At 70.2% G+C, this 25322-nt stretch carries 2 protein-coding genes; both read right to left on the bottom strand.

Annotated elements, in window-relative coordinates:
- Positions 1-4 precede the first annotated feature (4 nt).
- On the bottom strand, positions 5-796 hold the full coding sequence (locus AC5592_RS12305) for an FkbM family methyltransferase (RefSeq protein WP_036505704.1): 792 nt from the start codon (positions 794-796) through the stop codon (positions 5-7).
- Positions 790-25164, bottom strand: coding sequence for a non-ribosomal peptide synthetase (locus AC5592_RS12300; RefSeq protein WP_198163818.1), 24375 nt, complete (start codon positions 25162-25164; stop codon positions 790-792). The genes AC5592_RS12305 and AC5592_RS12300 overlap by 7 nt, the downstream gene beginning before the upstream one ends.
- Between the last annotated feature and the right edge of the window lie 158 nt (positions 25165-25322).

Genomic DNA, 25322 nt, shown 5'->3' with positions numbered 1-25322 from the left:
GAATTCACCGATCGATGCGCGGACGGACGGCGAAGACCTCGTGCATTTCGGTGCCGACCAGCCGCGGGTCCTGGCGGGTCTGCGCCGACATGCCCTGCCGCGTGAGCAGGTCGCAGACCTCGCGCAGACGGCCGTCGCGATCGTGGACCTCGGCGACGACGACGTGGATGCGCCGCCAGTCCGCGGCGGTGATGCCGAGCAGCACTTCCCATTCCGCGCGTTCGACGTCGACTTTGAGCAAGCCGACCTCGCATCCTCGGCAATGCTGGTCCAGGATCGCCGACACGGTGGTGACTCCGACCTCGAGTTGCACGCCGTCGTGCAGACCCTGTGTGATGACCGCGATGGCGCTGTCCTCCAGCCCGTTGTTGCGCAGATAGGTGGCGGTCGCTTCGTCGTCGGCCGCGCGATCGGCGAAGAAGCCGGAATTCGCCGTCGCGCGCGGGTACCAGGTGAAGGGCCGGGTCCCCGGCATCGCGCCGACCGCGGTCCGCAGCGATATCCCACCGGGAACATGTGCCGCGATATTGCGGTCCAGGCATCGGAAGGTCATCGGCACCGGTTCGACCGCGATGACGCGGGTGCCGGGGCAGGTGTCGGCGAACATCATCGCGCTCAGGCCGATATTGGCACCGATGTCGAGAACGACCTGGCCGGGACTGAGGAATTCGGCCGCGCGGCGGTAGAACCCGTCCGCCGCGGTCGTCTCCCCCCACAGCATTCTGGCTTCTGCAGGACTGGTGCAGGTCACCGTTCTGCCGTCATCGAGTCGCACATGTTGCAGAGTGGTCAGCATTGTTCCATGAACCTTTCGAGGACGGGGCCTACGACGGCCAGCGCACGGGGATGGCTCAATTCGAGATGGCGGGCGTCGACCACGACGTTGTGGATGTCGCCGCCCACGTAGGGCCGCCAGGTGTCGGCGAGAGCGTCGTGTTCCGGGTGATCCTGTCCGGCGGTGAACAGGATCAGGTCACCGTCGAAGACTTCGGGCCGATGGCGGGTGGAGATATCGCCGGCGGTGCGGAAGCTCGCCATGACCCGATCCGTCTGTTCGGCGGTGAACAGTCCGGTCGCGATCACCTGCTCGCGGATGACCTCCCATGCTTGTTCGTGCGTGCTCACCACCAGCTCGTCGCCCAGGTCGAACAGCTCGCGCCAGCCGCCGAGCAGATCGGTCATCAGTTGTCCGGGCGCGGGTTCCTCGGCCGAGGGTTGCGGAAGCGTGTCGGCCGCGCTGTCGAGCAGCGCCACGATGCCGACCCGGGCGCCGTCGCGGCGCAACCGCACCGCCATCGCGTGCGCGATCTGCCCGCCCAGCGACCACCCGAGCAGGTGGTAGGGGCCCGTGGGCTGCACTCGGCGGATCTCGGCCACATAGCGGTCGGCCAATTCGCCGACGGAGGTGGCGGCGGGTTCACCGGCGACGACGTGCGGATCCTGCAGGCCGTAGACCGGCCGATCCGGATGCAGATGTTCGATGAGCCCGCCGTAGAACCACGCCAGGCCGCCCGCCGGGTGGACGGCGAACACGGCGGGCTCGGATCCGTTCGCGCGCAACGGAAGCAGCACGCTCAGGCCCGATGCGCCGTCATACTCGTCGGCTCGGCGGGCCAGCGTCCGCGGTGTCGCATCCTCGAACATCCATGGCAATTCGATCGTCACACCGCGCGTGTGCAGTTCGGTCACCGCCATGGTGGCCAGCAGCGAGTTGCCGCCCAGATCGAAGAATCCGTCGGTCGCCCCGACCCGCGCGGCGCCCAGGATGTGCTCGTACACCTCACCGATCACCTTCTCGGTGCGGGTGCGCGGCGCGACGAACCGTTGTACGGCAGCGTCGAAATCGGGTGCGGGCAAGGCTTTTCGGTCCAGTTTGCCGTTGACCGTCAGCGGTAGATCATCGAGCACCATCACCATCGAGGGCACCATGTAACTCGTCAGCACCTCGGCGGCGGCCGCCCGCACCTGCCCCGGATCGAGACGCTGTCCATCGGCGGCGACCACATATCCGATCAACTGGTCGACCTCGCGCTCGTGACGATGCACGGCCGCGGCGGCCCGCGCGACCGACGGATGCCGCAGCAATGCCGCCTCGACCTCCCCCAGCTCGATCCGGTACCCGCGCAGCTGAACCTGGGCGTCACCGCGCCCCGCATAGGCCAGTTCCAGGCCGCCGCCGGTATCCCGCCAGCGGCCGAGATCACCGGTGCGATACAACCGGCCACCGTCCGGGTCGAACGGATTCGCCACGAAACGGCCGGCCGTCGCCGCGGGGGCCCGCAGGTATCCGCGCGCGAGTTGCGCTCCGGCGATGCAGATTTCACCACGCACCCCGATCGGCACAGGCCGCAGCCGGTCGTCGAGCACAAAGGCTCGCAGCCCCGGCAGCGGCACTCCGATCCCGTCCGCGCCCGGACCGTCGACCTCGGCGAAGGTCACATGCACCGTCGTTTCGGTGATCCCGTACATGTTGATCAACCGCGGGGAACCGGGCGCGTGGGCGGCGAACCATCCCGCCAATCGCGTCGCGTCCAGGGCCTCGCCGCCGAAGACGACATAGCGGAGCGCGAGATCACCATGAGCACAACCAGTTTCGCGATATCTGCGTTCGGCGTCGGCGAAACCGTAGAAGGCCGACGGGGTTTGGCTCAGGATCGTGACGCTCTCGCGCGCCACCAGTTCGACCAGCGCGTCGGGCGAGCGGGCGGTGTCGTGGTCGACGACGACCAGTCTGCCGCCGGTCAGCAGCGCACCCCACATCTCCCACACCGCGAAATCGAATGCGTAGGAATGGGTCATCGTCCACACGTCGCCGGGGTGGAGGTCGAATCGTTCGGCGGCGTGGGTCAGCAGCGTGACGGCGTCGCGGTGGGTGACGGCCACACCCTTGGGAGTGCCGGTCGACCCGGAGGTGTAGATGACGTAGGCCAGGTTGTCCGGCCGCGCGGCCACCGGCGCCCGCGCGCTACCGGCCTCGAATTCGGTCTCCGCGTCGTCGATCGACACCATGGGCGTCGCACACCTCGGCACCTGCGCGGCCCAATCGGCCGAGGTCAGCACCACGACGGGACGTGCGTCGTCGATGACGAAGCGCAGCCGACGCGGCGGATTCGCGGTGTCCAGCGGCAGGTATCCCGCGCCCGCGCGCACGACGGCGAGCAGACCGACGATCAGATCGACCGACCGCGGCAGCGCCACCGCCACCAGTGTTTCCGGTCGTGCGCCGTGCGCGGCGAGACGGGCGGCGAGCCGGGTCGCGCGTCGATCCAGTTCCGCATAGGTGAGCTGTGCCGTACCGTCGCTCACCGCGATCGCGTCGGGATGTGCCGCGACGCGGGCGGACAGCAGCTCGGGCAGGGTCGGTTCCGGCACCGTGGCACCGTCGGTCCCCGCGGCGGCCACTATCCGGCGACGCTCGCCGGGCTCGACGATGTCGATATCCCCCACGGCGACAGCGGGATTCGTGGTCACCTGCTCGAGGATGCGGACGAGCGCCCGGGTGAATCGCCGCATCGTCTCCTCGACGTACAGGTCGGTGGCGAAGGTGAGGCGGCCCGCCATTCCGCCCGGCCGGCCGTCGGCGCCGGGTCGCGGGACGAGTTTGACGTTGAGATCCGCGCGGGCCTGATCGAAGACCTCTTCGATCGGTTCGACGGTGAGGCCCGGCAACTCCAGCGCGGCGGCACTGAGATCCTGCACGTCCAGCGTCACCTGGTACAGCGGCATATGCGCGGTCGAACGCCGCGGATTCAGCTCCTCCACAATCTCTTCGAAGGGCACGTCGGCGTGCGCGAAGGCCGCCAGATCCGTGTCCCGGACCGCGGCGAGCAATTCCTCGAACGCCTGCGGCGATGCCACCCGGGTCCGCAACACCAGCGTGTTGACGAACATGCCGATCAGATCGTCGAGTTCACGGTCGCCGCGGCCGGCGACCGGAGTGCCGATCGCGATATCGCCGACCGCGGCCAGCTTCGACAGCAGAACCGCCAGCCCGGCGTGCAACACCATGAACACCGTCGCGTCGGCCGCCCGGGCGAGGGCTTCGATGCGGGCGTACAGGTCGGCGGACAGCTCGAAATCGAGGGAGCTGCCGTGCATGGACGCCACGGGCGGGCGGGGCCGGTCGGTCGGCAGTTCGAGCAGTTCGGGCAGTCCGGCGAGGGTGCCGGTCCAGAATCGCAGCTGCCGCGAGATCAGCGAGTCCGGGTCCGTTTCGTCGCCGAGCATCTCGCGCTGCCAGAGTGCGTAGTCGGCGTACTGCAGAGCCAGTGGCGGCCAATTCGGCGGTGTACCTTGCCGGCTCGCCGCATAGGCGAGCGCGACGTCGCGAGCGAGCGGCATCATGGACTGTCCGTCGGCGCAGATGTGGTGGACGCCGATCACCAGCACGTGATCCCGGTCGCCGAGGGCGAACAGTTCGGCGCGTACCGGCGCCTCCCGGGTGACGTCGAAGCCCGCGGACACCACCGCCGCCGCTCGCTCGAGGATCTGCCGTTCGTCGGCCGGGATCGGGATCAGCGCGGGCGCGACCTCGTCGGCGGCGATCACGACCTGGCAGGGGGCACCGTCGATCATCGGGAATCGGGTCCGCAGCGATTCGTGCCGGTCGACGACCAGCGCGCACGCCCGCCGCAGCGCGTCGACATCGAGGTCGCCCCGCAGCCGGATCACCAGCGGGATGTTGTACGCGCCGACCGCGGTGTCGAAGCGGTTGAGGAACCACATCCGTTGCTGTGCGGGCGAGAGCGGGATCCGGTCCGGCCGGGTCCGCGCGACCGGCCGCACAGCGACGGCCCGGTCGGCCTCGGCAAGGCGCGCGGCCAGTTCGGCGACCGTCGGGGCGTCGAACAGGTCCCGGATTCCGACGTGCACACCCAGGGCCGCACGCACGCGGGCCACCGCTCGGGTGGCCGACAACGACGTGCCGCCGAGTTCGAAGAAGTTGTCGGTCGCACCGACGTCGGCGACGCCCAGGATGTCACCGAAGACGTCCGCGATGCGTTGTTCGGTGGCGGTGCCGGGGGCGATCCGGCGTCGCCGCACCGCGAAATCCGGTGTGGGCAGCGCCGATCGGTCCAGTTTGCCGGTCGCCGTCAGCGGCAGCTCGGCGATGCGCAGCACGACATCGGGCACCATGTGCGCGGGCAGACGGCGGCGGGCCGCGGCAGTGACCTCGTCCGGATCGATCTCGCCGTCGCCGACCAGATAGGCGGCGAGCCGCGGGGTGCCGCGCTCGTCGGCGCGCACCGCCACCGCCACCCGCTCGACGCCGGAGTATTCGGCCAGCACTGCCTCGATCTCGCCGAGTTCGATGCGCTGTCCGCGGATCTTGACCTGGAAATCGCGGCGGCCGAGATATTCCACCGCGTACTCCGGTGTCCAGCGGGCCAGGTCGCCGGTGCGGTACAGGCGAGAACCGGCCCGGCCGAACGGATTCGCGACGAACGCGGTCGCGGTCGCCGCGGGCCGGTTCGCGTAACCGCGAGCCAGTTGCGGGCCCGCCAGGTACAACTCCCCCGCGACGCCGACCGGCACCGGACGCAGCCACGGGTCGAGCACGACGGCCTCCATACCGCGAATCGGGCCGCCGACGGTCACCACCTCACCCGGCGCCAGTGCCGCACTGATGCCGGCGAAGATCGTGGTCTCGGTCGGTCCGTACCCGTTGAGCAGCCGCCGGCCCGGCGCCCACACCGCCACCAACTCCGCTGTCACCGCCTCCCCACCCGCCACGAGTACGCGCAACGACTCCATACCGTCCGGGGACAGCGTGGCCAGCACGCTCGGGGTGAGGAAGGCGTGCGTTACCTGGTGTGCCCGAACAACTTCGGTCAGCTCTTCCCCGGCATAGGCGTCCGGTCCCGCGACGACCAGCACGGCGCCGCCGGTATGGGCCAGCAGTATTTCGAGGACCATCGCGTCGAAGCCCGGGCCCGCCGCGTGCAGCACCCGCGAGCCGGTGTCGATACCGAAACGGTCGCGCACCACCGCGGCGAGGTTCGCCAGCCCCTCGTGGGTGACCACGACCCCCTTCGGCACTCCGGTCGATCCCGAGGTGTAGATCACGTAGGCCGCGTCCGCGGTTCGCGGTGTGCGCATGCGTTCCGCGTCGGTGAGCGTGGCCGCCGATTGCGCGGCGATCGACGTCTCGGTCAGCGGGTCGTCGAGAATCAGCGGGAACACCGCATCGGATAGGAGATCCCGCAATTCCGAGACCGTGATCGCCACTCGCACAGCGGAATCCGCGAGCATGTGGACCACGCGGTCGGCCGGATTGCGCGGGTCGACGGGCAGGAACGCCGCACCCGTCTTGGCCGTCGCCCACAATCCGACGACGAGGTCCGCCGACCGGGGCATCACCAGCGCGACCTGGTCACCGGGACCGATCCCCTGCTCGATCAACGATCGCGCCAACCGGTTGGAGCGGGCGTCGAGTTCGGCGTAGGACATCGTCTGTTGTCCCGAAATCACCGCGGGCGCAGCAGGATTCAGCCACATGCCCGCGGCGAGCAACCGGTCCGCGCGTTGCGGCGCGACCGCGGCGCCCCCGGTGGCCGGGACCACGGCGTCGCGATCGGCCGGGTGCAGCAGATCCAGCGACATCAGCTGCGCGCCCGGGTTGTTCGTGATCGCGCGCAACACCCTCGCCAGCCGGTCGGCCAGACCCGACGCCGTCGCGTCGGTGATCCGGTCCTGCCGGTAGCGCAACCGGATGTGCAGCCGGTCGGTGTGGTGGGCCTGGACGGTGATGGGGTAGTGCGCGGCGTCGCGCCCGTCCGCCGCGACCACCCGCATGCCATCGATATCGGCGGCGCCCAGTCCGCTGCTGTCGACCGGATAGGACTCGAACACCACCAGCGTGTCGAACAGGGTCACCGCGTCGACCGCCGACAGTATCCGCGGCAGTTCGAGGTAGTGATGGTCGAGCAGGCGAGTGTTGCCGGCCTGCAGCCGGGTCAGGGACTGCTCGAGGGTGTCCTCACGGCGCACGTCGGCGACGACCGGAATCGTGTTGATGAACAGTCCGATCATCGACTCCACCCCGGTCAGGTCGGCGGGCCGGCCGGACACGGTACTGCCGAAGACGACCCGATCGCAGCCGAGCAGATTGCCCACGACCACCGCCCAGGCGAACTGGACGATCGTCGCCATCGTCACGGCGTGGGACCGCGCGAAGTCCGCCAACTCGGCGCTCACCTCACCGTCGATCTCCACCGGCAGATCGATCGGCATGGTCGCGGCCGCATCGGCATGCGGATCGGCGACCAGGGTCGGTCCAGTGACATCGCGCAGCGCGTCGCGCCACACCGCCTCGCTCGCCCCACGATCGCGGCGAGCCAGCCATTCCAGATAGTCGCGGTAGGCCACCGCATCCGGGAGCAGCTCGGGTTGTGCGTCCACCGCGTACAGGCCGATCAGTTCCCGCCACAGCAACGGCAGCGACCATCCGTCGAGCAGGAGGTGATGGGCGGTCAGGATCAGCCGGAAGTCGCCCGGTCCCACGGTGGCGAGCACGAATCGCAGCAGCGGCGGCCGCACCGGATCGAAGAACGACGCCCGCTCGGCATCGAGCAGAGCCGAGGTCTCGGAGGCGGCGCCGGAGAGGACTACCTGCCGCCACGCCACTTCGACATCCTCCGGAATCACCTGCACCGCAACACCTTCTGCGGTACGCGCGAACGCGGCCCGCAGATTCGGATGCCGGTCGAGCAGGGCTTGCGCGGCACGCAGGAACCGAGCCTCGTCGACCTCGCCGGAGAGGGTGAGCACGGCTTGGGCGAGATAGACGTCGAGGTGGCCCGCGGCGATCTCGGCATGGAAGAGCAGGCCGGCCTGCAGCGGCGCCAAGGGCCACACGTCGTCGAGACGTCCGTAGCGGTGGGCGAACGCGTCGAGATCGGTGCGGGTCACGTCGACGAGGGGCACGTCGGCGCGGCTGAGCCCCCAGTCCCGGTCGGCGGCGGCCGCGACGGCGGTGAGCGCCTCGACCCATTCGCCGGTGAGGTCGGTGACCTCGTCGTGGTCGAGCAGCCGGGAGGCGTAGCCGACATATGCCGACAGTTGCGGTCCGGCGGCCGTGTCGAGCACGTTCACGTCGATGGTGAGCACCGCCGCCACCGGCATATCCGGCTCGAATGCCGCACGCTGGTCGAAGGTTTCGCCGGAGGGAACCCACGCCGGATCCGCCGGATCCATGCGATCGATGCCGGTGCGCCCGAGGTTGTTGTAGGCGATCTGCGGTTCCGGCAGATCGGCGAATCGCTGGGCGGTCGCGGGATTCAGGAAGCGCAGGAGACCGTAACCGATTCCCTTGTCGGGGATTTCACGCAACTGGTCCTTGACCGATTTCACGGCAGCAGGCACGTCGGCGGAGTCGGTCCCGTCGAGGTCGAGGACCACCGGATACCGGGTGGTGAACCAGCCGACCGTCCGCGACAGGTCCGCCCCTTCCACGATCCCTTCCTCGCGCCCGTGCCCCTCGACCATGACACTCGTTGTCGCACAGTCGATGCCACGACGGTCCCGCCAGCGTCGCACCGCCATGGCCAGCGCGGCCAGCAACGCATCGTCGACGGTGCCGTGGGCGGCCGCGGGCACCTCGCGAAGCAACGCCGAGGTCACGTCCACCGGGAGTGTGACGGTCAGGTGGCGCACCGTCGACTGGGTGTCCAGCGCGGGATCGGCATGCGCGCGTCCGAGCACCGGGTCCGGGATGGAACATATGTGCTGCCACAGTGGAAACTCCTCGGCGCGCGCCGCGGCGGCTTCGGCCAACGCGTCGGCCCAGCGCCGCATCGAGGTGCCGGGGGCGGCCGGCTCGACGGTCCGTCCGGCGATGATCCGCTGCCACGCGGTGGCGAAGTCGGGCAGCAGAATGCGCCACGACACAGCGTCCACGCCCAGGTGATGGATCACGACGAGCGCGCGCGCCTCGGCGTCCACCTCCGGCTCCGGCAGCAGGCAGACGACGTGCACCATCGCCCCGGTCGCCGGGTCGAGCCGGTCGACCGCCCCGGCGTAGGCCGCCTCCACCACGGCGGTGAAGCCGGCCGAGCCGGGTCGTTCGCCGGCGCCGAAGGTGCGCATCGACACCGATCCGGCGGTCTCGGATGCGCTCGGCGGCAACACATCCCAGAGTCCGGCCCGGAGCCGGGAGCGCAGCACGTCGTGGCGTTCCACGACCGCCTGGACGGTCGCATCCACGTCCTCGACCCGCGCGTCGCGCGGCAATCGCACGAGCATGGACTGCGCGAACCGCGCCGGCGTTCCGAGATGCTCGACGAACCAGGCCACGATCGGCGTGAGCGCGATCTCGCCCACTCCGCCGCCGGGCAGTTCCTCGAGCGCCGCCCGCGCCGGCGCCTGCGCGATCTGCGCCAGGCCGCGAACGGTCTTGTGCTCGAAGATGTCGCGCGCCGTCACACCGATCCCCACCGCCCGCAATCGCGACGCCAGCTGGATCGACATGATGGAATCGCCACCCAGCGCGAAGAAGGACGTGGTGGCGCCGACGCCGCTCACACCCAGCACATCGGTGAAGGCGGCCGCCACGGTGCGTTCGAGCTCGTCGGCGATGGCCGCCGCGCCCTCGGTCGCGGTGTCGAAGTCCGGTTCCGGCAACGCTTTCCGATCCACCTTGCCGGTCGAGGTGAGCGGCAACCGGTCCAGCACGGTGATCGTCGCCGGCACCATATGCGCGGGAAGAGTGGCCGCGAGCCGATCGAGGATCTCGCCCGGCGCTGCGGTCGCGGCGGAACCGAGGGTGACATACGCCGCGAGCACGGTCCGCCCGCCGGGGCCGGTGCGGGTCACGGTGACCGCGGTGGTGACGGCCGGATGAGCGAGCAAGGCGGCATCGATTTCGCCCAACTCGACCCGCTGGCCCCGGATCTTGACCTGAAAATCGAGCCGGCCGACGTACCGCAGCGTGGCCTGCTCGGTCCAGCGCACGATATCGCCGGTGCGGTACATCCGGCTTCCGGGCGATCCGTACGGGTTCGCCACGAACGACGCCGCCGTGACGGCCGGGCGATTCAGATATCCGCGTGCCAGTGCGGACCCGGCGAGGTACAGCTCCCCCGGCACGCCGATCGGCACCGGACGCAGCCGCGCGTCCAGCACCACCGCCTCCGCGCCGCGGATCGGCCCGCCGATGGTGAGGACTTCCTGCGGAGCCACCGGATCGCTGATCGTGATCACGATCGTCGTCTCGGTCGGGCCGTAGATGTGATGCAGCCGCCGCCCGGCCGCCCAGGCCGCGAGCAGATCGGGTGCCACCTTCTCGCCACCGACCGCGAGCACCCGCACCGACTCGACCTCGGCGGGCGACATCGTCGCCAGCACACTCGGCGTCAGGAACGCATGCGTCACCCGATGCGCAGCGATCAGCGCGGCCAGGTCCGCGCCGCCGACCACCTCCGGCGGCGCCACCACGAGCGCCGCGCCGGCGGCATGCGCCATCAGCGCTTCGAGCAGGACGGCGTCGAAGGCCGGTGACGCGACCTGCACGATGCGCGAGGCGCGCTCGACTCGGTAGCGGTCGCGCTGCTCGTCCGCGAAGGCGGCGAGCCCCTCGTGGGTGACCATCACCCCCTTCGGCGTCCCGGTCGAGCCGGACGTGTAGATCACATAGGCCACATCCCGAAGACGCGGTGCGCGGGGACGTTTCGCCGCGATCTCGCCCGGAGCACGGGGTTCGTCGAGCGTCAGCCAGCGCACATCGCCGGGCAGCGCGGCGCGCGCGGCGGTCGTCGTGATGCCGAGGCCGGCACCGGAATCGTGCAGCAGATAGGCGATCCGCTCCGGCGGATAGCGCAGGTCCAGCGGCACGAAGGTGGCGCCGGTCTTCACGATCGCCCACATGGCGATGTGATAGTCCGCCGAGCGCGGCACGGCCAGCGCCGCGCAGACCCCCGGTTTCGCGCCTGCCGAAAAGAGCTGGGCGGCAAGCTCTTCCGCGCGAGCGTCGAGCTCTCGGTAGGTGAGAGTGCGAGTACCGTCGATCAGCGCGATCGCCTCGGGAGCGGTGGCCACCGTCGTGGCGAGCAGCTCCGGAAGCAGCCGCGGTGCGGGTGCGGTGCCGCCCCGCGCCGGCACCAGCCCCTCGGCCTCGTCGGCGTCGAGCAGCGCGATGTCCCCCACCGGCCGGTCCGGATCGCGGACCACGGCGTCGAGTACGCGAACGAACCGGTCCGCCAGCGCGCGGGCGGTGGACTCGACGAAAAGATCGGTGGCGTAGATGATTTCGCCGTCCATTCCGGTGGCTCCGACACGGCCGGGATCGTCGGTCAGCAGGACGGTGAGATCGGTTTTGGCTTGGGCGACACCGGGATCGACCAGTTCCACCTCGACGCCGGGCAGCCGGAATCGGTCCGCCGGGGCGTTCTGCAATCCGAACAACACCTGATACAGCGGCGTATAGGCCGTGGACCTGGGCCGGTCGAGCAGATCGACCAGCCGCTCGTAGGGCAGATCGGCGTGCGCGAGCGCCTCGAGATCGATGCCGCGCACCTGCGCGACGAGCTCGGCGAACGACACGTCGTCGCGGACGGGTGTGCGCAGCACGACGGTGTTGACGAACATGCCGACCAGATCGTCCAGCGCCGCCGTCCCGCGCCCCGCCACGGGGGTGCCGATCGAGATGTCGCCGGTGTGCGCGGTGCGCGCCAGCACGAGCGCCAGCGCGGAATGCAGCACGACGAAGACGGTGACGCCCTCGCGGCGGGCCAGCTCCACGATCGCGTGGTGCAGCGGCGCCGGTATGCCGAATCGCACACTGCCACCGGTCATCGACATGGTCGCGGGCCGTGGCCGGTCGGCCGGCAGGTCCAGCAGCTCCGGCGCGTCGGCCAGAGCCGCCGTCCAGTAGGCGGCCTGGCGCGCCGTCATCGATTCCGGATCGTCCTCGGCGCCGAGTACGTCTCGCTGCCACAGCGTGTAGTCGGCGTACTGGACCGGCAGCGGTTGCCATTGCGGTGCTTCGCCTTTCACGCGCGCCGCGTAGGAGGTGAAGATGTCGCGGGCCAGCGGCGCCATCGACGAGCCGTCGGCGGCGATGTGATGGACGACCAGCACCAGCATGTGCTGCGCGGGCCCGGTGCGATACACCCGCGCGCGCACCGGTACCTCGGCCGAGACGTCGAAGCCTGCCGCGACTGTCTGCCGGATTCGCTCCGGCAGCGTGTCCTCGTCGACCGGCTCCGCGTCCGGTGCCAGCTGCGCGGTCACCGCGGCCACATCCCGCACCACCTGGCAGGGCTCACCGGCCACCGTGGGATAGACGGTGCGCAGGGGTTCGTGCCGGCCCACGACGTCCTCGAACGCCGCGCGCAGGGCGCGCAGATCCAGTGCACCGGTCAACCGTGCCGCGAAGCCGATGTTGTAGGCCGCCGAGCCGGGATCGAACTGGTTGATGAACCACAGCCGTCGCTGTGCCGCCGCCAGCGGAACCGTGGCCGGGCGCGGCCGCGGCGCGAGCGGGATCAGCGACGACGGCGCGCGCTGGGTGAGACGAGCCGCCAGTCCGGCGATCGTCGGCTCCTCGAAGATGTCCCGGATCCCCACCCGCACCCCGAGCGCCGCCTCGGCGCGCGCGGCCAGCCGGGCGGCCGAGAGTGAGTCGACACCGAGTTCGAACAGGTTCGCCGCGACGCTCACCCGCTCCCCGCCGGTGATCGCGGCGACGATATCGGTCAGTGCCGCTTCGTGATCGGTACGCGCCGGCACGAATTCCGCCGTGTCGTCGAACCCCGGCTGCGGAAGCGCGGCACGGTCGAGTTTGCCGTTCGCGGTGAGCGGCATCCGGTCGAGCACCTCGACGCGCCCCGGAACCAGATACGACGGCAGCAGCCGCGCGAGGCGGTCCCGGATCGCCCGCCCGTCGATGACCGCGCCGGGCCTGAGCGTCACATACGCCACGATGCGCTCCGCGGTCGCGACCGCGGCCGCGTGCGCGACCTCCGGGACCGCGCACGCCGCCGCCTCGATATCCCCCGGCTCGACGCGCTGGCCGTGAACCTTCACCTGGAAATCGCTGCGGCCCAGGAAGTCCAGTTCGCCGGATCTGGTCCAGCGCACCAGATCGCCGGTGCGGTACAGCCGCTCGCCCGGAGCCCCGAACGGATGCGCGACGAAGGCCGCGCAGGTCACGTCGGCACGGCCGTGATAGCCGCGCGCCACTTGCACACCGGAGACGTACAGGTCGCCGACGACGCCGACCGGCACCGCGCGCAGCCTCCGGTCCAATACGTACACCCGCATCCCGGAGACCGGCGCGCCGATCGGGACCGTCGCGGGCACCGTCGCACCGGGCAGGCAGCGCGCGGAGGTCACCACCTCCGCTTCGGCCGGGCCGTACCAGTTCACCACCTCCGCCGCGGTGAACACCCGCGCCGCGGCGTCGACGGTGGACTGCGCCAGCGCCTCACCGGCGACGAATACCCTTCGTACCGAGGGAAATTCGGAATCTCCGACGGTTTCGAGGAGAACGTCGAGCATCGACGGGACGAAATGCACGGTGCTGATCTCCCGGTTCGCGATGCAGTCCGCGAGATAGGCCGGGTCGCGATGCCCGTCGGGTTCGGCGATCACGATCCGCGCGCCGGTCTGCAGCGGCCAGAGCAGCTCCCACACCGCGATATCGAAGGTGACGGGGGTCTTGTACAGGACCGTATCGCCGGCGCCGTGCGGCCACTGCCGCTGCGCCCAGGCCAGCTGACTCGCGGTGGCGGCGTGGGTCAGCGCCACCCCCTTGGGCACGCCGGTGGAGCCGGAGGTGAACAGGACGTAGGCCACGTTGTCCGGCCGCAGCGGCGCGAGCCGGTGCGCATCGGTGATCGCGTCGCCGGACAGTGCGGACAGGTCCAGCCGGTCGAGATCCACGCGCGCACATTCCGGCGGGAGGCCGTCGCCGTCGGCCGAGGTCGTGAGTACCAGGAGCGGGTGTGCCGCGTCCAGCACGTCGGCGATGCGCCGGCTCGGCTGCTGCGGATCGATCGGGACGAAGGCCGCACCCGACTCCAGCACCGCGTACAACGCCGTCACGAGGTCGACGGAGCGCCGAACCGCGACGGCCACAGTCGTTTCCGTGCGCGCACCGCGCGCGATCAGCCATCGGGCCAGCCGGTGGACACGGTCGGCGAAGTCCCGGTAGGTCAGCGCGTCGCCGTCGGCGGGCAGGATCGCCGGAGCGTGCGGGGTGCGGCGCACCTGTTCGCCGAAGCCGTCCATCAGGGTTCGCCCCACCGACATCGGGTCGCCGGTGTCGTTCCAGCGTTTGAGCACCAGCTGCCGTTCGGCGGCATCGAGCAGGTCGAGCTCACCGAGCGGTGCGTCGGCGTCGGTCGTGAGCCCGTCGAGCAGGCGGACGAACCGGTCCGCGAACCGCTGTGCCGACTCCGCGTCGAACAGGTCGGTCGCGTAGGTCAGCCGCAGCGTCATCCCGGCCGGCTCACCGCCGGGACCGTGCTCCTCCGTCACCATGAAGAGCAGGTCGTAGATCGCGGAACTGTCACCGGGATCGATGGTTTCGACGGTGAGCTCAGGAAGTTCCACACGCGCCCGCACCATGTTCTGATAGGCGAGCATCACCTGGAACAGCGGCGAGTGCGCCGTCGAGCGGGCGGGACGCAACGCGTCGACCAGTTGCTCGAACGGCACGGTCGCGTGGTCGAAGGCCTCGATATCGTTGCGGCGCACCGCGTCCACCAATCCGGTGAACGTCTGATCGAGCGTGACGCGCGTGCGCAGCACCAAGGTGTTGACGAACATGCCGACCAGGTCGTCGAGCACCCGGTGGCCACGGCCGGCATGCGGTACGCCGACGGTGACGTCGTCGCTGCCGGACAGCCCCGACAGCAGCACCGCGAGCGCCGTGTGCACCACCATGAAGGTCGTGGCTCGCGCGCGCTGGGCCAGCGATTCGATCCGGCTCTGCAGGTCCGCCGGAATGTCGGCGTGGATCAGCGCGCCGCGATGGCTCTGATCGACCGGGCGCGGCCGGGCGGCGGGCAGTTCGAGCAGCTCGGGTATGCCGGCCAGTCGCGTTCGCCAGTAGGCGATATCGCGGGCCACGGGCGATTCCGGATCGTCGGGCGAGCCGAGCACCGCGCGTTGCCACAGGGCGTAATCGGCGAACTGCACCGGCAGCGGCGGACGATCCGACGGGTGCGCGCCGGCCCGCGCCCGATACGCCGCCACGAGATCGGCGGCCAGCGGTGCCACCGAATAGCCGTCGCAACTGATGTGGTGCACCGCTATCGCGACCACCCGGACGGTGTCCGACAACTGATACAGCGAGACACGCACCGGCACCGCCTCGGACACGTCGAATCCGGTGGTCGACAGCGCGGCCAACCGGTCGGCCAGCTCATGCTCCTCGATTCGCTGCGGTGTCAGATCCCAGTCCGCGACGACGGCGGCCGCGTCCAGCACCACTTGCGTGGGCACGCCGTCGACCGCCGGGTACACGGTGCGCAGACTCTCGTGCCGTTCGACCACGTCGCCGACGGCTGCCGCGAGCGCGTCCGCATCGAGGCGGCCTTCGATCCGAACCGCCAGCGGCACAATGTATCCCGGCGAACGAGGGTCGTACTGGTTGAGGAACCACATCCGGGTCTGCGCCGTCGACAAAGGCAGACGATCCGGTCGCGGTCCGGGCGCCGGGGCGGGCAGCGCGGGCACACCCCGCAGCCGGGTGATGCGCTCGGCGAGTTCGGCGACCGTCGGCGCTTCGAAGATCATCCGCACCGGCACGGACGCATCGAGTGTGGCGCCGATCCGGCTCAGCGCGCGCGTGGCGACGAGCGAATTGCCGCCCAGATCGAAGAAGTCGTCGTCCGCGCCCACGACCGGCACGCCGAGCAGTTCGGCGAAGACCTCGGCGACGGTCTGTTCCACGATCCCCTGGGGCGCACGGTATTCCGTCCGCCCGCTCGAGTCCGGAACCGGCAGGGCCCGGTAGTCGATCTTCCCGTTCGCCGTGAGCGGCACCCCGTCGATCCGGATGACGGCGGACGGCACCATATAGGCCGGCAGGCGTTCCAGCAGCAGGCGCCGAATCTTCTTGGTGTCCGCGGTTTCCGGTGCGACCACGTAGGCGATCAGCCGTTGCTCGCCCCGGCCCGCGTAGACGCGCGCCACCGCCGCACTCACCTCGTCCTGCGCGAGCAGTGCCGCCTCGATATCGCCCGGTTCGATGCGCAGTCCGCGGATCTTGACCTGATCGTCGGCGCGACCGACGTAGCTCAGGACGCCGCCCTTCGCCCAGCGAACCAGATCACCGGTCCGGTACATACGCGACCCGGGTGCGCTGCCGAAAGGATCGGCGACGAAGGTCGCGGCGGTCAGATCCCGGCGCCGGTGATAGCCGCGAGCAAGCTGGACACCGCTCAGATACAACTCCCCCGTCACCCCCGCCGGTACCGGATGCAGGCGCGAATCCAGCACGTGGACCACGACATTCGGCTCCGGCGTACCGATCGGCACGGTGCCGCCGTCGATACCGTCGACGTGGTAGGCGGTGACGCTGACCGCGGCCTCGGTCGGCCCGTACAGGTTGTCCAGACGCGCGTCGCTGAGTTCACGGAAGCGGCGCACGGTGTCGGCCGGCAGCGTTTCGCCGATGCACAGCACGCGCCGCAGATCGGGGAAGCGGTGACCGGCCGCCGTATCCTCGAACGCCGAGAGCAGCGACGGCACGAAATCGGCCGTGGTGACGTGATGATCGGCGATCAGCCGCGCGACCGCCTCCGGGTCGGCGCCCGCGCCCGGGCCGGCGATCACCAACTCGGCGCCACAGGTCAAGGCGCAGAACAGTTCCCACACCGACAGGTCGAAGGTGACCGGGGTCCGCAACAGCATGACGTCGTCACCGAGCCGGTAGTGCTCGCGCAACCAGCGCAGCTGATTGACCACCGCGGCATGCGATACCGCCACGCCCTTGGGCACCCCGGTCGAGCCGGAGGTGTAGATGACATATGCCAGATTCTCCGGTCGCAGCGGCCCGAGCCGGTCGCGGTCGGTCACCGGCGCGGCGTCGGGCGAGCGGCCGCCGAGTTCGGCGAAGTCCCAGACCGGGATGTCGCTGGGCAGGTTCGCCTCGTCGGCTCGGCGGGTGAGTACCGCGCGGGGCCGTGCCGCGCCGAACACGGCGCGCACCCGATCGAGTGGATGTTCCGGATTCACCGGCAGATACGCCCCACCGGCCGCATGGATCGCGTAAAGGGCGGTCAGCAGGTCGACCGAACGGTGCATCGCCACGGCCACCACGGTTTCCGGGCCGACGCCACGGTCGATCAACGTCCGCGCGAGCGCGTTCACCCGGGCCGCGAACTCGCCGTAGTCGAGTCGCGTGCCGTCCTCGGCGTCGAGCACGGCGGCCGCCCGCGGTGTCGCGGCGGCCTGGGCGGCGAACAGTTCGGCGATGGTCGCCGAGGACGGCGCCATGGTCCCGCCGGTTTCGCGCACCGCCAGCTCGCGCCTCTCCTCCGCGGTCAGCAGGTCGATATCGCCGATCGCGCGGTCGGGCCGATCGACGACCGCGCGCAGCAGCAGCACGAACCGGTCGATCATCGAGCGGATCGTGGACTCGTCGAACAGGTCTGTCGCATAACCGAATTCGAGGGCCATCCCGTCCGGTTCACCGTCGCGGCGCGCGGTGTCGACGAGATTGAGGTGCAGATCGTATTTGGCCACGCTCGGGTCGGCGGTCCGGGCATCGACGGTCAATCCTTCGAACCGCACCGCCGGAATGTCGATGTTGTGGAACGCGAAACCCACCTGCGTCAGCGGCGCATGCGCCGTGGAGCGAGGCGGATTCAGCACCTCGACGAGACGTTCGAACGGGATGTCGGCATGGTCGAAGGCGGCGAGATCGGTCGCGCGGACCTGCTCCAGAATCCGGCGGAAGGAGGCGCCGGGGTCGATGCGGGTGCGCAACACCAGGGTGTTGACGAACATGCCGATCAGGCGTTCGAGTCCCGGTTCTCCGCGTCCGGCGACCGGCGTGCCGACCGCGATGTCGTCGCTACCCGACAGACGTGCCAGCAGGGCGGCATACGCGGCGTGCAGCACCATGAAAACCGTGGCATCGCAGGAGCGGCCCAGCGCGGTGAGGGCACGCCCGAGGTCGGCGGGCAGGGTGTGCGACACCGTCGCACCGCGGAAGCTCTGCCGCGCCGGGCGCGGGCGATCGGTGGGCAGATCCAGCACTTCGGGCAGATCGGCCAGCGCCGTGCGCCAGTAGTCGACCTGCACGGCGGCCGGAGCGCTCGGATCGTCTTCGGTGCCGAGCCGTTTGCCTTGCCACAGTGCGTAATCCGCGTATTGCACGGGCAGCGGTTCCCATCGCGGCGCCTGCTGCCGGCGGCGTGCCTCGTAGGCGGTCATCAGGTCGGCGGCCAGTGGCGCGAGCGAGGATCCGTCGAAGCTGATGTGATGGACGACGAGGACCAGCGTGTGTTCCTCGGGCGCGGTGCGCAGCAGGACCACCCGGAACGCAACGTCGCGGGTGACATCGAATCCGGCGGCCGCCGTCGCGGCGATCCGCGCCTCGAGTTCGGCCGCGGGAACCGTCACCGGCTCCAGCGGCGGCAGCGCCTCGCGCACCGGCACGATCACCTGATGCGGCCCGGTGTCGCTGTCCGGGTGCACGGTCCGCAACGCCTCGTGCCGGTCCAGCACATCGGCGACGGTCGCACGCAGGGCCGCCACATCGAGCGGGCCGGACATGCCCACCACCAGGGCGATGTTGTACAGCGCGGAGTCGGTGTCGAACTGGTTGAGAAACCACATCCGGGCCTGGGCCGGCGAGAGCGGGATGCGCGCCGGTCGCGGTTGCGGCACCAGCGGTTCCCGCCCGGATGTGTCGAGGGTGCGCAGCGCCGCGGCGAGCGCCGCGACCGTCGGGGCGTCGAAGACGGTGCGCAGCGACACCTCGACACCGAATGCGGCACTCAGCCGCGCGACCAGCCGCGTCGCCGACAGCGAATTGCCACCGAGGGCGAAGAAGTCGTCGGCGGCGCCTACCTGGTCGATGCCCAGCACGGCGCCGCACACATCGGCGACGAGCTGTTCGGCCGCATCGCGCGGCGCGACGAAAGCGGCTCGCGCACTGGCGAATACCGGCTCGGGCAAGGCGGCGCGGTCGACCTTGCCCACCGAGGTCAGCGGCAGGGCGTCGAGTACCGTCACCGACTCGGGAACCATATGCGCGGGCAGGTGGCGCGCGGCATAGGACGTCACGGCGGCCACGTCGACGACGTCGTCGCCGGGCGCGAGATAGGCGGCGAGCCGCATGCCGCCGTCGGTCGCGACGCTCACCGCGACCGCGGCGGCGACGTCCGGATGACCGGCCAGGACCGCCTCGATCTCACCGAGTTCGATGCGTTGCCCGCGGATCTTCACCTGGAAGTCGGTGCGCCCGGCGTATTCGAGGGTGCGTTCGGGGGTCCAGCGGGCCAGATCGCCGGTGCGGTACATCCGCTCCCCCGCCGCGCCGAACGGCTCGGCCACGAACGCCGCCGCCGTCTCCGCGGGCCGATCGAGATATCCGCGGGCGAGATGGATGCCGGAGATGTACAGCTGTCCGGTCACCCCGGCCGGCACCGGCCGCAGCCGCTCGTCCAGAACCAGCGCCCGCACACCGCGGATCGGACCGCCGATCGTCACCCGATCGCCGGGTCTCAGCGGATCGCTGATCGCCACCATGATCGTGGTCTCGGTCGGTCCGTAGCCGTTGTGCAACCGGCGTCCGGGTCCCCACACCGCGACGGTGTCGGCCGAGACCGCCTCCCCACCGGCCACCAGCACCCGCAACGACCCGAGTTCGGCGGGCGACATCGTCGCCAGCACGCTGGGCGTGAGGAACGCATGCGAGATCCGTTGCCGGCGAATCACTTCCGCCAGCGGCTCACCGGCGAAGACATCCGGTGGCGAGACCACCAGCGTCGCGCCGTGCGGATGTGCCATCAGCAGTTCCAGCACCAGCGCGTCGAAGCCCGGAGCCGCCACCTGCAGCACGCGCGCGGAATCGCCGATCCGATACCGATCCCGTTGTTCGGCAGCGAAATTCGCCACACCCGCGTGCGTCACGGCGACGCCCTTCGGCTCGCCGGTCGAACCCGACGTGTAGACCACGTACGCCGTATTCGATACCCGGCACGGGCGAATCCGGTCGCGGTCGGTCACCGCGGCCGCGGAACGGCACGTGATGCGGGCCTCGGTGCGCGGTTCGTCGAGGACCAGCCGCTCGGTGGTCTGCGGCACCAGGTCCCGCGTCGCGATCACGGCGACAGCGACCCGGACGTTCGCGAGCATGACCGCCACGCGCTCGGCCGGATTGCGCGGATCCACGGGGACGAAGGCGGCACCCGTCTTCGCCACGGCCCACATTCCCACCACGAGTTCCATCGACCGCGACAGCACCAGCGCGACCCGGTCGTCGGCTCCGATCCCGTACTCGATCAGCACCCGGGCCAGCTGATTCGACCGGGCGTCCAACTCCCCGTACGTCAGGGTGTGCCCGCCCGACACGATCGCCACGGCCTCCGGATCCCGGACCGTGAGCAGCTCGGCCAGCACGAGCGGCGCCTCGGCGCCGCCACCGGACGCGGGCACCAGCGCGGCGCGCTCACCGGCCGACAGCACATCGACCGCGCCGACCCGCTGCCCCGGATCACGCACGACCGATTCGAGAATCCGATGCAGGCGCGCGGCGAACTCCTCGACCGTGCCGCGGTCGAACACGTCCGTCGCGTAGTTGATCCGCATGGGGAGATCGCCTGCCGCCCGGGCATTCTCGGCGACGGTGACAATCAGGTCGACCTTCGCCGGCTGCGGTCCCGGATCCAGGACCTCGGCGGTGACCCCGGCCAGCTCGAGGGCCGGGCGGTTCATATTGTCGAACGCCAGATACACCCGGCACAGCGGGTCCTGCGCCGCCGCCGACATCGGCTCGATCGCCTCGGCGACCTGTTCGTAGGGCAGGTCGCTGTGAGCGAGTGCGCCGAGATCGATGTCCTCGACCCGCGTCAGGAAGTCAGTGAACGTGTCGTCGTCAGCTACTCGCGTCCGCAGCGGCACGGTGTTGACGAACATGCCGATCAACGGTTCGAGCGCGCGTTCGCCGCGGCCCGCGACCGGCGTGCCGACGGTGATGTCGGCCGAGCCCGACAGCCGGGCCAGCAGCACCGCCAGCGCGGCGTGCACGACCATGAAGGTGGTGACCTTCGCCGTGCGGGCCAGCTGCTCGATCCCGGCGTAGGTTTCGGCGGTGATCGCGGTGTCGACGACATCGGCGAGCAGGGACCGGCGATCCGGGCGCCGGCGGTCGGCCGGGAGTTCCAGCGGCCGCGCCATACCCGACAATTGCTTTGTCCAGTAGTGCAATTGGCGAGCGGCGAGCGACTCGGGATCGGTGTCGTCGCCCAGTAGGATGCGCTGCCGGATGCTGTAGTCGGCGTAGTGCACCGGCAGTGGCTGCCAGCCGGGGGCGTGCCCCTGCGCTCGCGCGCGGTAGGCGGTGGCGAAATCGGCCGCGAGTGGCGGCAGCGACGACCCGTCGCAGCAGATGTGGTGCAGGACGACCACCAGGACGTATTCGTGATCGGCGGTGGCGAGCAGTGCGACTCGGATCGGCGGCCGATGGCGCACATCGGTTCCGGTCGACACCAGCTCGCCGATCCGGTGGTCGAGTTCGTCGGCGCAGACGCGCCGCGCCGTCACATCCAATTCCGCCACGACATCCTCGGACGGCAGAATCACTTGCGTGCCTCGGCCGTTCACCGCCGGATACACCGTGCGCAGGGATTCGTGCCGTTCGATCACATCGGCCAGGGCCGCGTGCAGGGCGGCGGTGTCGAGCCGTCCGGACAGCCGCAGCACCAGCGGAATGTTGTAGGCCCCCGATTCGGGCTCGATCTGATTGATCAGCCAGATCCGGTTCTGCGCGGGTGCGAGCGGAATGGGATCGACCCGCGGCTGCGGCCGCAGCGCGGGGCGAGCGGACCGGCGGGCGCCGTCGATATGGGCGGCGAGCTGGGCCGCGGTCGGCTTCTCGAACAGCTCGCGCACCGATACCTCGCATCGGGTCGATTCAGCGATCCGCACCGCGGCCCCCGTGGCCGTCAGCGAATTGCCGCCCAGCTCGAAGAAGTCGGCCAGCACACCGACCCGGTCGACGCCCAGGACCTCGGCGAAGACACCGGTGATGGTCTCCTCCACGGCCGTGCGCGGCGCCACGTACGCCGCCGCCGAATCCGGGGCCGGCTCGGGCAGGGCCCGATGGTCCACCTTGCCGTTGACGGTCAGTGGCAGCGCGTCGAGAACCACGACATGGGCCGGGACCATGTAGTCCGGCAGAATCGAACGCACATGCGTGCGCAGCTCCTCGGCCACACAGACCGCTCCGGTGGCCGGCACCACGTAGGCCAGCAGCCGGGCCGCCTCGGTACCGGGCAGATGCACCACGACGACCGCCGCCGACACCGAACCGTGGCTCGAGAACGCCGCGCGGATCTCGTCCAGTTCGATCCGGAACCCACGCAGCTGCACCTGCCGATCCGCGCGGCCTCGATACTCCAACTCGCCCTCGAGATTCCGGCGCGCGATGTCACCGCTGCGGTACAGCCGCGCACCCGGTGCACCGAACGGGTCGGCGACGAAGCGTCCGGCGGTCAGCCCGGGCCGGCCGACATAGCCCCGGGCGAGTTGCGCTCCGGCAACGTAGATTTCGCCCCAGGCTCCCAGCGGCACCGGTCGCAGGCGCTCGTCCAGGACATACACGCGCAGGCCCGGTAGCGGCGGTCCGATGGTGCTGGGTGCGCCCGGTACGGCCCGGTCGGCCGCCAACGGGGTGTAGGTGACGAAGACCGTGGTTTCGGTGATGCCGTAACTGTTGGCCAGTACCGGCAGATCCGGATTCCGGGCATACCAGTCGGACAGACTCGCCGGATTCAGCGCCTCACCGGAGAGGACGACGAGGCGCAGGGCGAGCTCACCGTCCGGTTGCCCGGCGTCCACATAGCGCTGTCGTGCGGCCGCGAACTGGTGGAACGCCGACGGTGTCTGACTGAGAACGCTCACCTTCTCCCGCGCGGCGAGGCGGACCATCTCGTCCGGTGAGCGCGTGACGGGACCGTCCACCACCACGAGCCGGCCGCCGGTGACCAGCGCACCGAAGATCTCCCACACCGAAAAGTCGAAGGCGAACGAATGGAACAGCGTCCACACGTCACCGGCGCGTACCCCGATTTCGGCAGTGGCGTTCGTCAAGTAGGCGGCGACCGCGCCGTGGGTGATCACCACACCCTTCGGCTGCCCCGTCGACCCGGAGGTGTAGATGACATAGGCGACGTTGCCTGGGCGCACGGGACGCACCCGGTCGGCGTCGGTGATCGGCTCGCCGCTCTCGGTGGGGTCGTCGTCCAACAGCACGACGCGGCCCGTCTCCGGCAGCCGATCGGACATGCTCCGGTTCGTCACCAAGGCGATCGGTTCGGCGTCGTTCACCACGTAGTCGAGGCGCTCGAGCGGGTGTGCGCGGTCCAGCGGCAGATATCCGGCGCCCGTCTTCACGACGGCCAGTGCGGCCACGATCAGATCGACATCACGCGGCAGCGCGATCGCCACCAGCGTGTCCGGTCCGGCCCCGAGGGCGATGAGCCTGCGCGCCAACCGGTTGGAGCGTTCGTCGAGTTGGCGGTAGGTCAGCGCGGTCGTCCCGTCGTCCACGGCGACGTCGGACGCCGAGAACGCCGCCTGCCGGGTGACGAGGTCGGCGAGTGTCGCCGCTGTGGCCGTTCCCTCGCGGCCCGCGAGTTCGCCGAGCACCGTCCGCTGTTCGGCGGTATCGACCAGCGGGATGTCGACCAGCCGGGCATCGGCGGGCGAGTTCGCCATGCGGTCGAGGAAGTCGACGAAGCGGCCGGCATGGGCGTCGAGTTCGTCCTGTCCGTACAGGTTGGCATTGCCGTGCAGTTCGACCGCCAGCGGTGCGTCGGCGCCGGCGCGGTACATATTGAGTTGCAGATCGTCGAGCGCTCCGGAGGTCAGCGCGCGGTAATGCCCCGTCGCCTCGCCGAGGCGGATCTCGGAATCGAAGAACAGGATGTTGACGATCGGGCCGAAGGAGGTCGCCGCCGCGTCGACGGCGTCGGATTCGCGGCGCAGGTCCTCGAACCGGTAGAGCTGATGTCGCATGGCCAGCACGAGTTCGGACACCGATGCGCGGACCAGGTCCTCCACCGTGGTCGCCGGGTCCACGGTGAATCGGATCGGCACCATATTGGCCAGCATCGCGGCGGCATTGCGCAATCGCCGCGTCACCCGCCCGGACACCGGCAGCGACAGGACGACCTCGTCGGTACCGGTCATGCGCGCGAGGAAGGCGGCGAACGCGGCCACCACCACCTGCGCTGTCGAGGCGTGCAGGTCGTCGGCGAAACGGTCGAGCCGCGCGGTCAGCGGCGCCGGCAACGTACGCCCGGCGAAGCGGTCGTCCTCGCTCCATTTGGCGGAGCGCCCCGCCAAACTCGCGGCCGGCGGCAGGTCGGCCGCCTTGTCCAGCCAGTACGCCCGGTCGGTGTCGAACCGCCGGCTCGTCCGATAGTCGTGCTCGGCGGCGATGATGTCGTTCAGCCCGAGTGCCGCCGGCCGCGTCGGCGCTCGACCCTCGATCAGTGCGTTGTAGTGCTCGGCCACGCGGTTGATGAGGTTGAACGCGCCGTAGCCGTCGATGACGAGATGGTGAGCGCGCGCGTACCACAGGTACCGGTCCTCGCCGATCCGGATGAGTCGCGTCGTGGTGAGCCGGTCCCGGGCCAGATCGACCGCCTTGCTGCCGTAGTCGCGGCGCATCCAGTCCATCGCCGCCGCGTGCGGATCCGCGGCCTCGGTCAGATCCAGGAGCGGCTCGTCGTAGACGATGCCGCGATCCACGTACTGATACGGACGACCGCCGACCTCGACCACGCGGACGATGAGTGACTCGCTCTCGTGACCGGCGTCGTTCACCGCCTTGGCGAAGGCGGCGTAGTCGATGTTCCCCTCGATCTCGACGTAGTGGGCGATGTTGACGTTCGGTCCGCCGGGTAGATTGTCCGCCAGCCACATTCCGTATTGCGCCCTGGAAAGCGGAATCAGATCAGGATTTCGGTCGGCAGGCATGGCTGAATCCGGACTCATCGTCTAACCCCTCCTCGAATTCCGAGACACGGAGCAGCGCACACCCCCACCTGTTTCCATGCGCGGAATTCCCCGTTGCGATACCCTTGATTACGAATGCAATTGCATTTGCGATTCCCCGAGCTGCCGGAATCCCGAAT

It is taken from the genome of Nocardia violaceofusca NBRC 14427 (assembly GCF_963869435.1).
GTDB lineage: Bacteria > Actinomycetota > Actinomycetes > Mycobacteriales > Mycobacteriaceae > Nocardia > Nocardia aobensis.
This window is presented reverse-complemented; position numbering and strand designations above follow the sequence as displayed.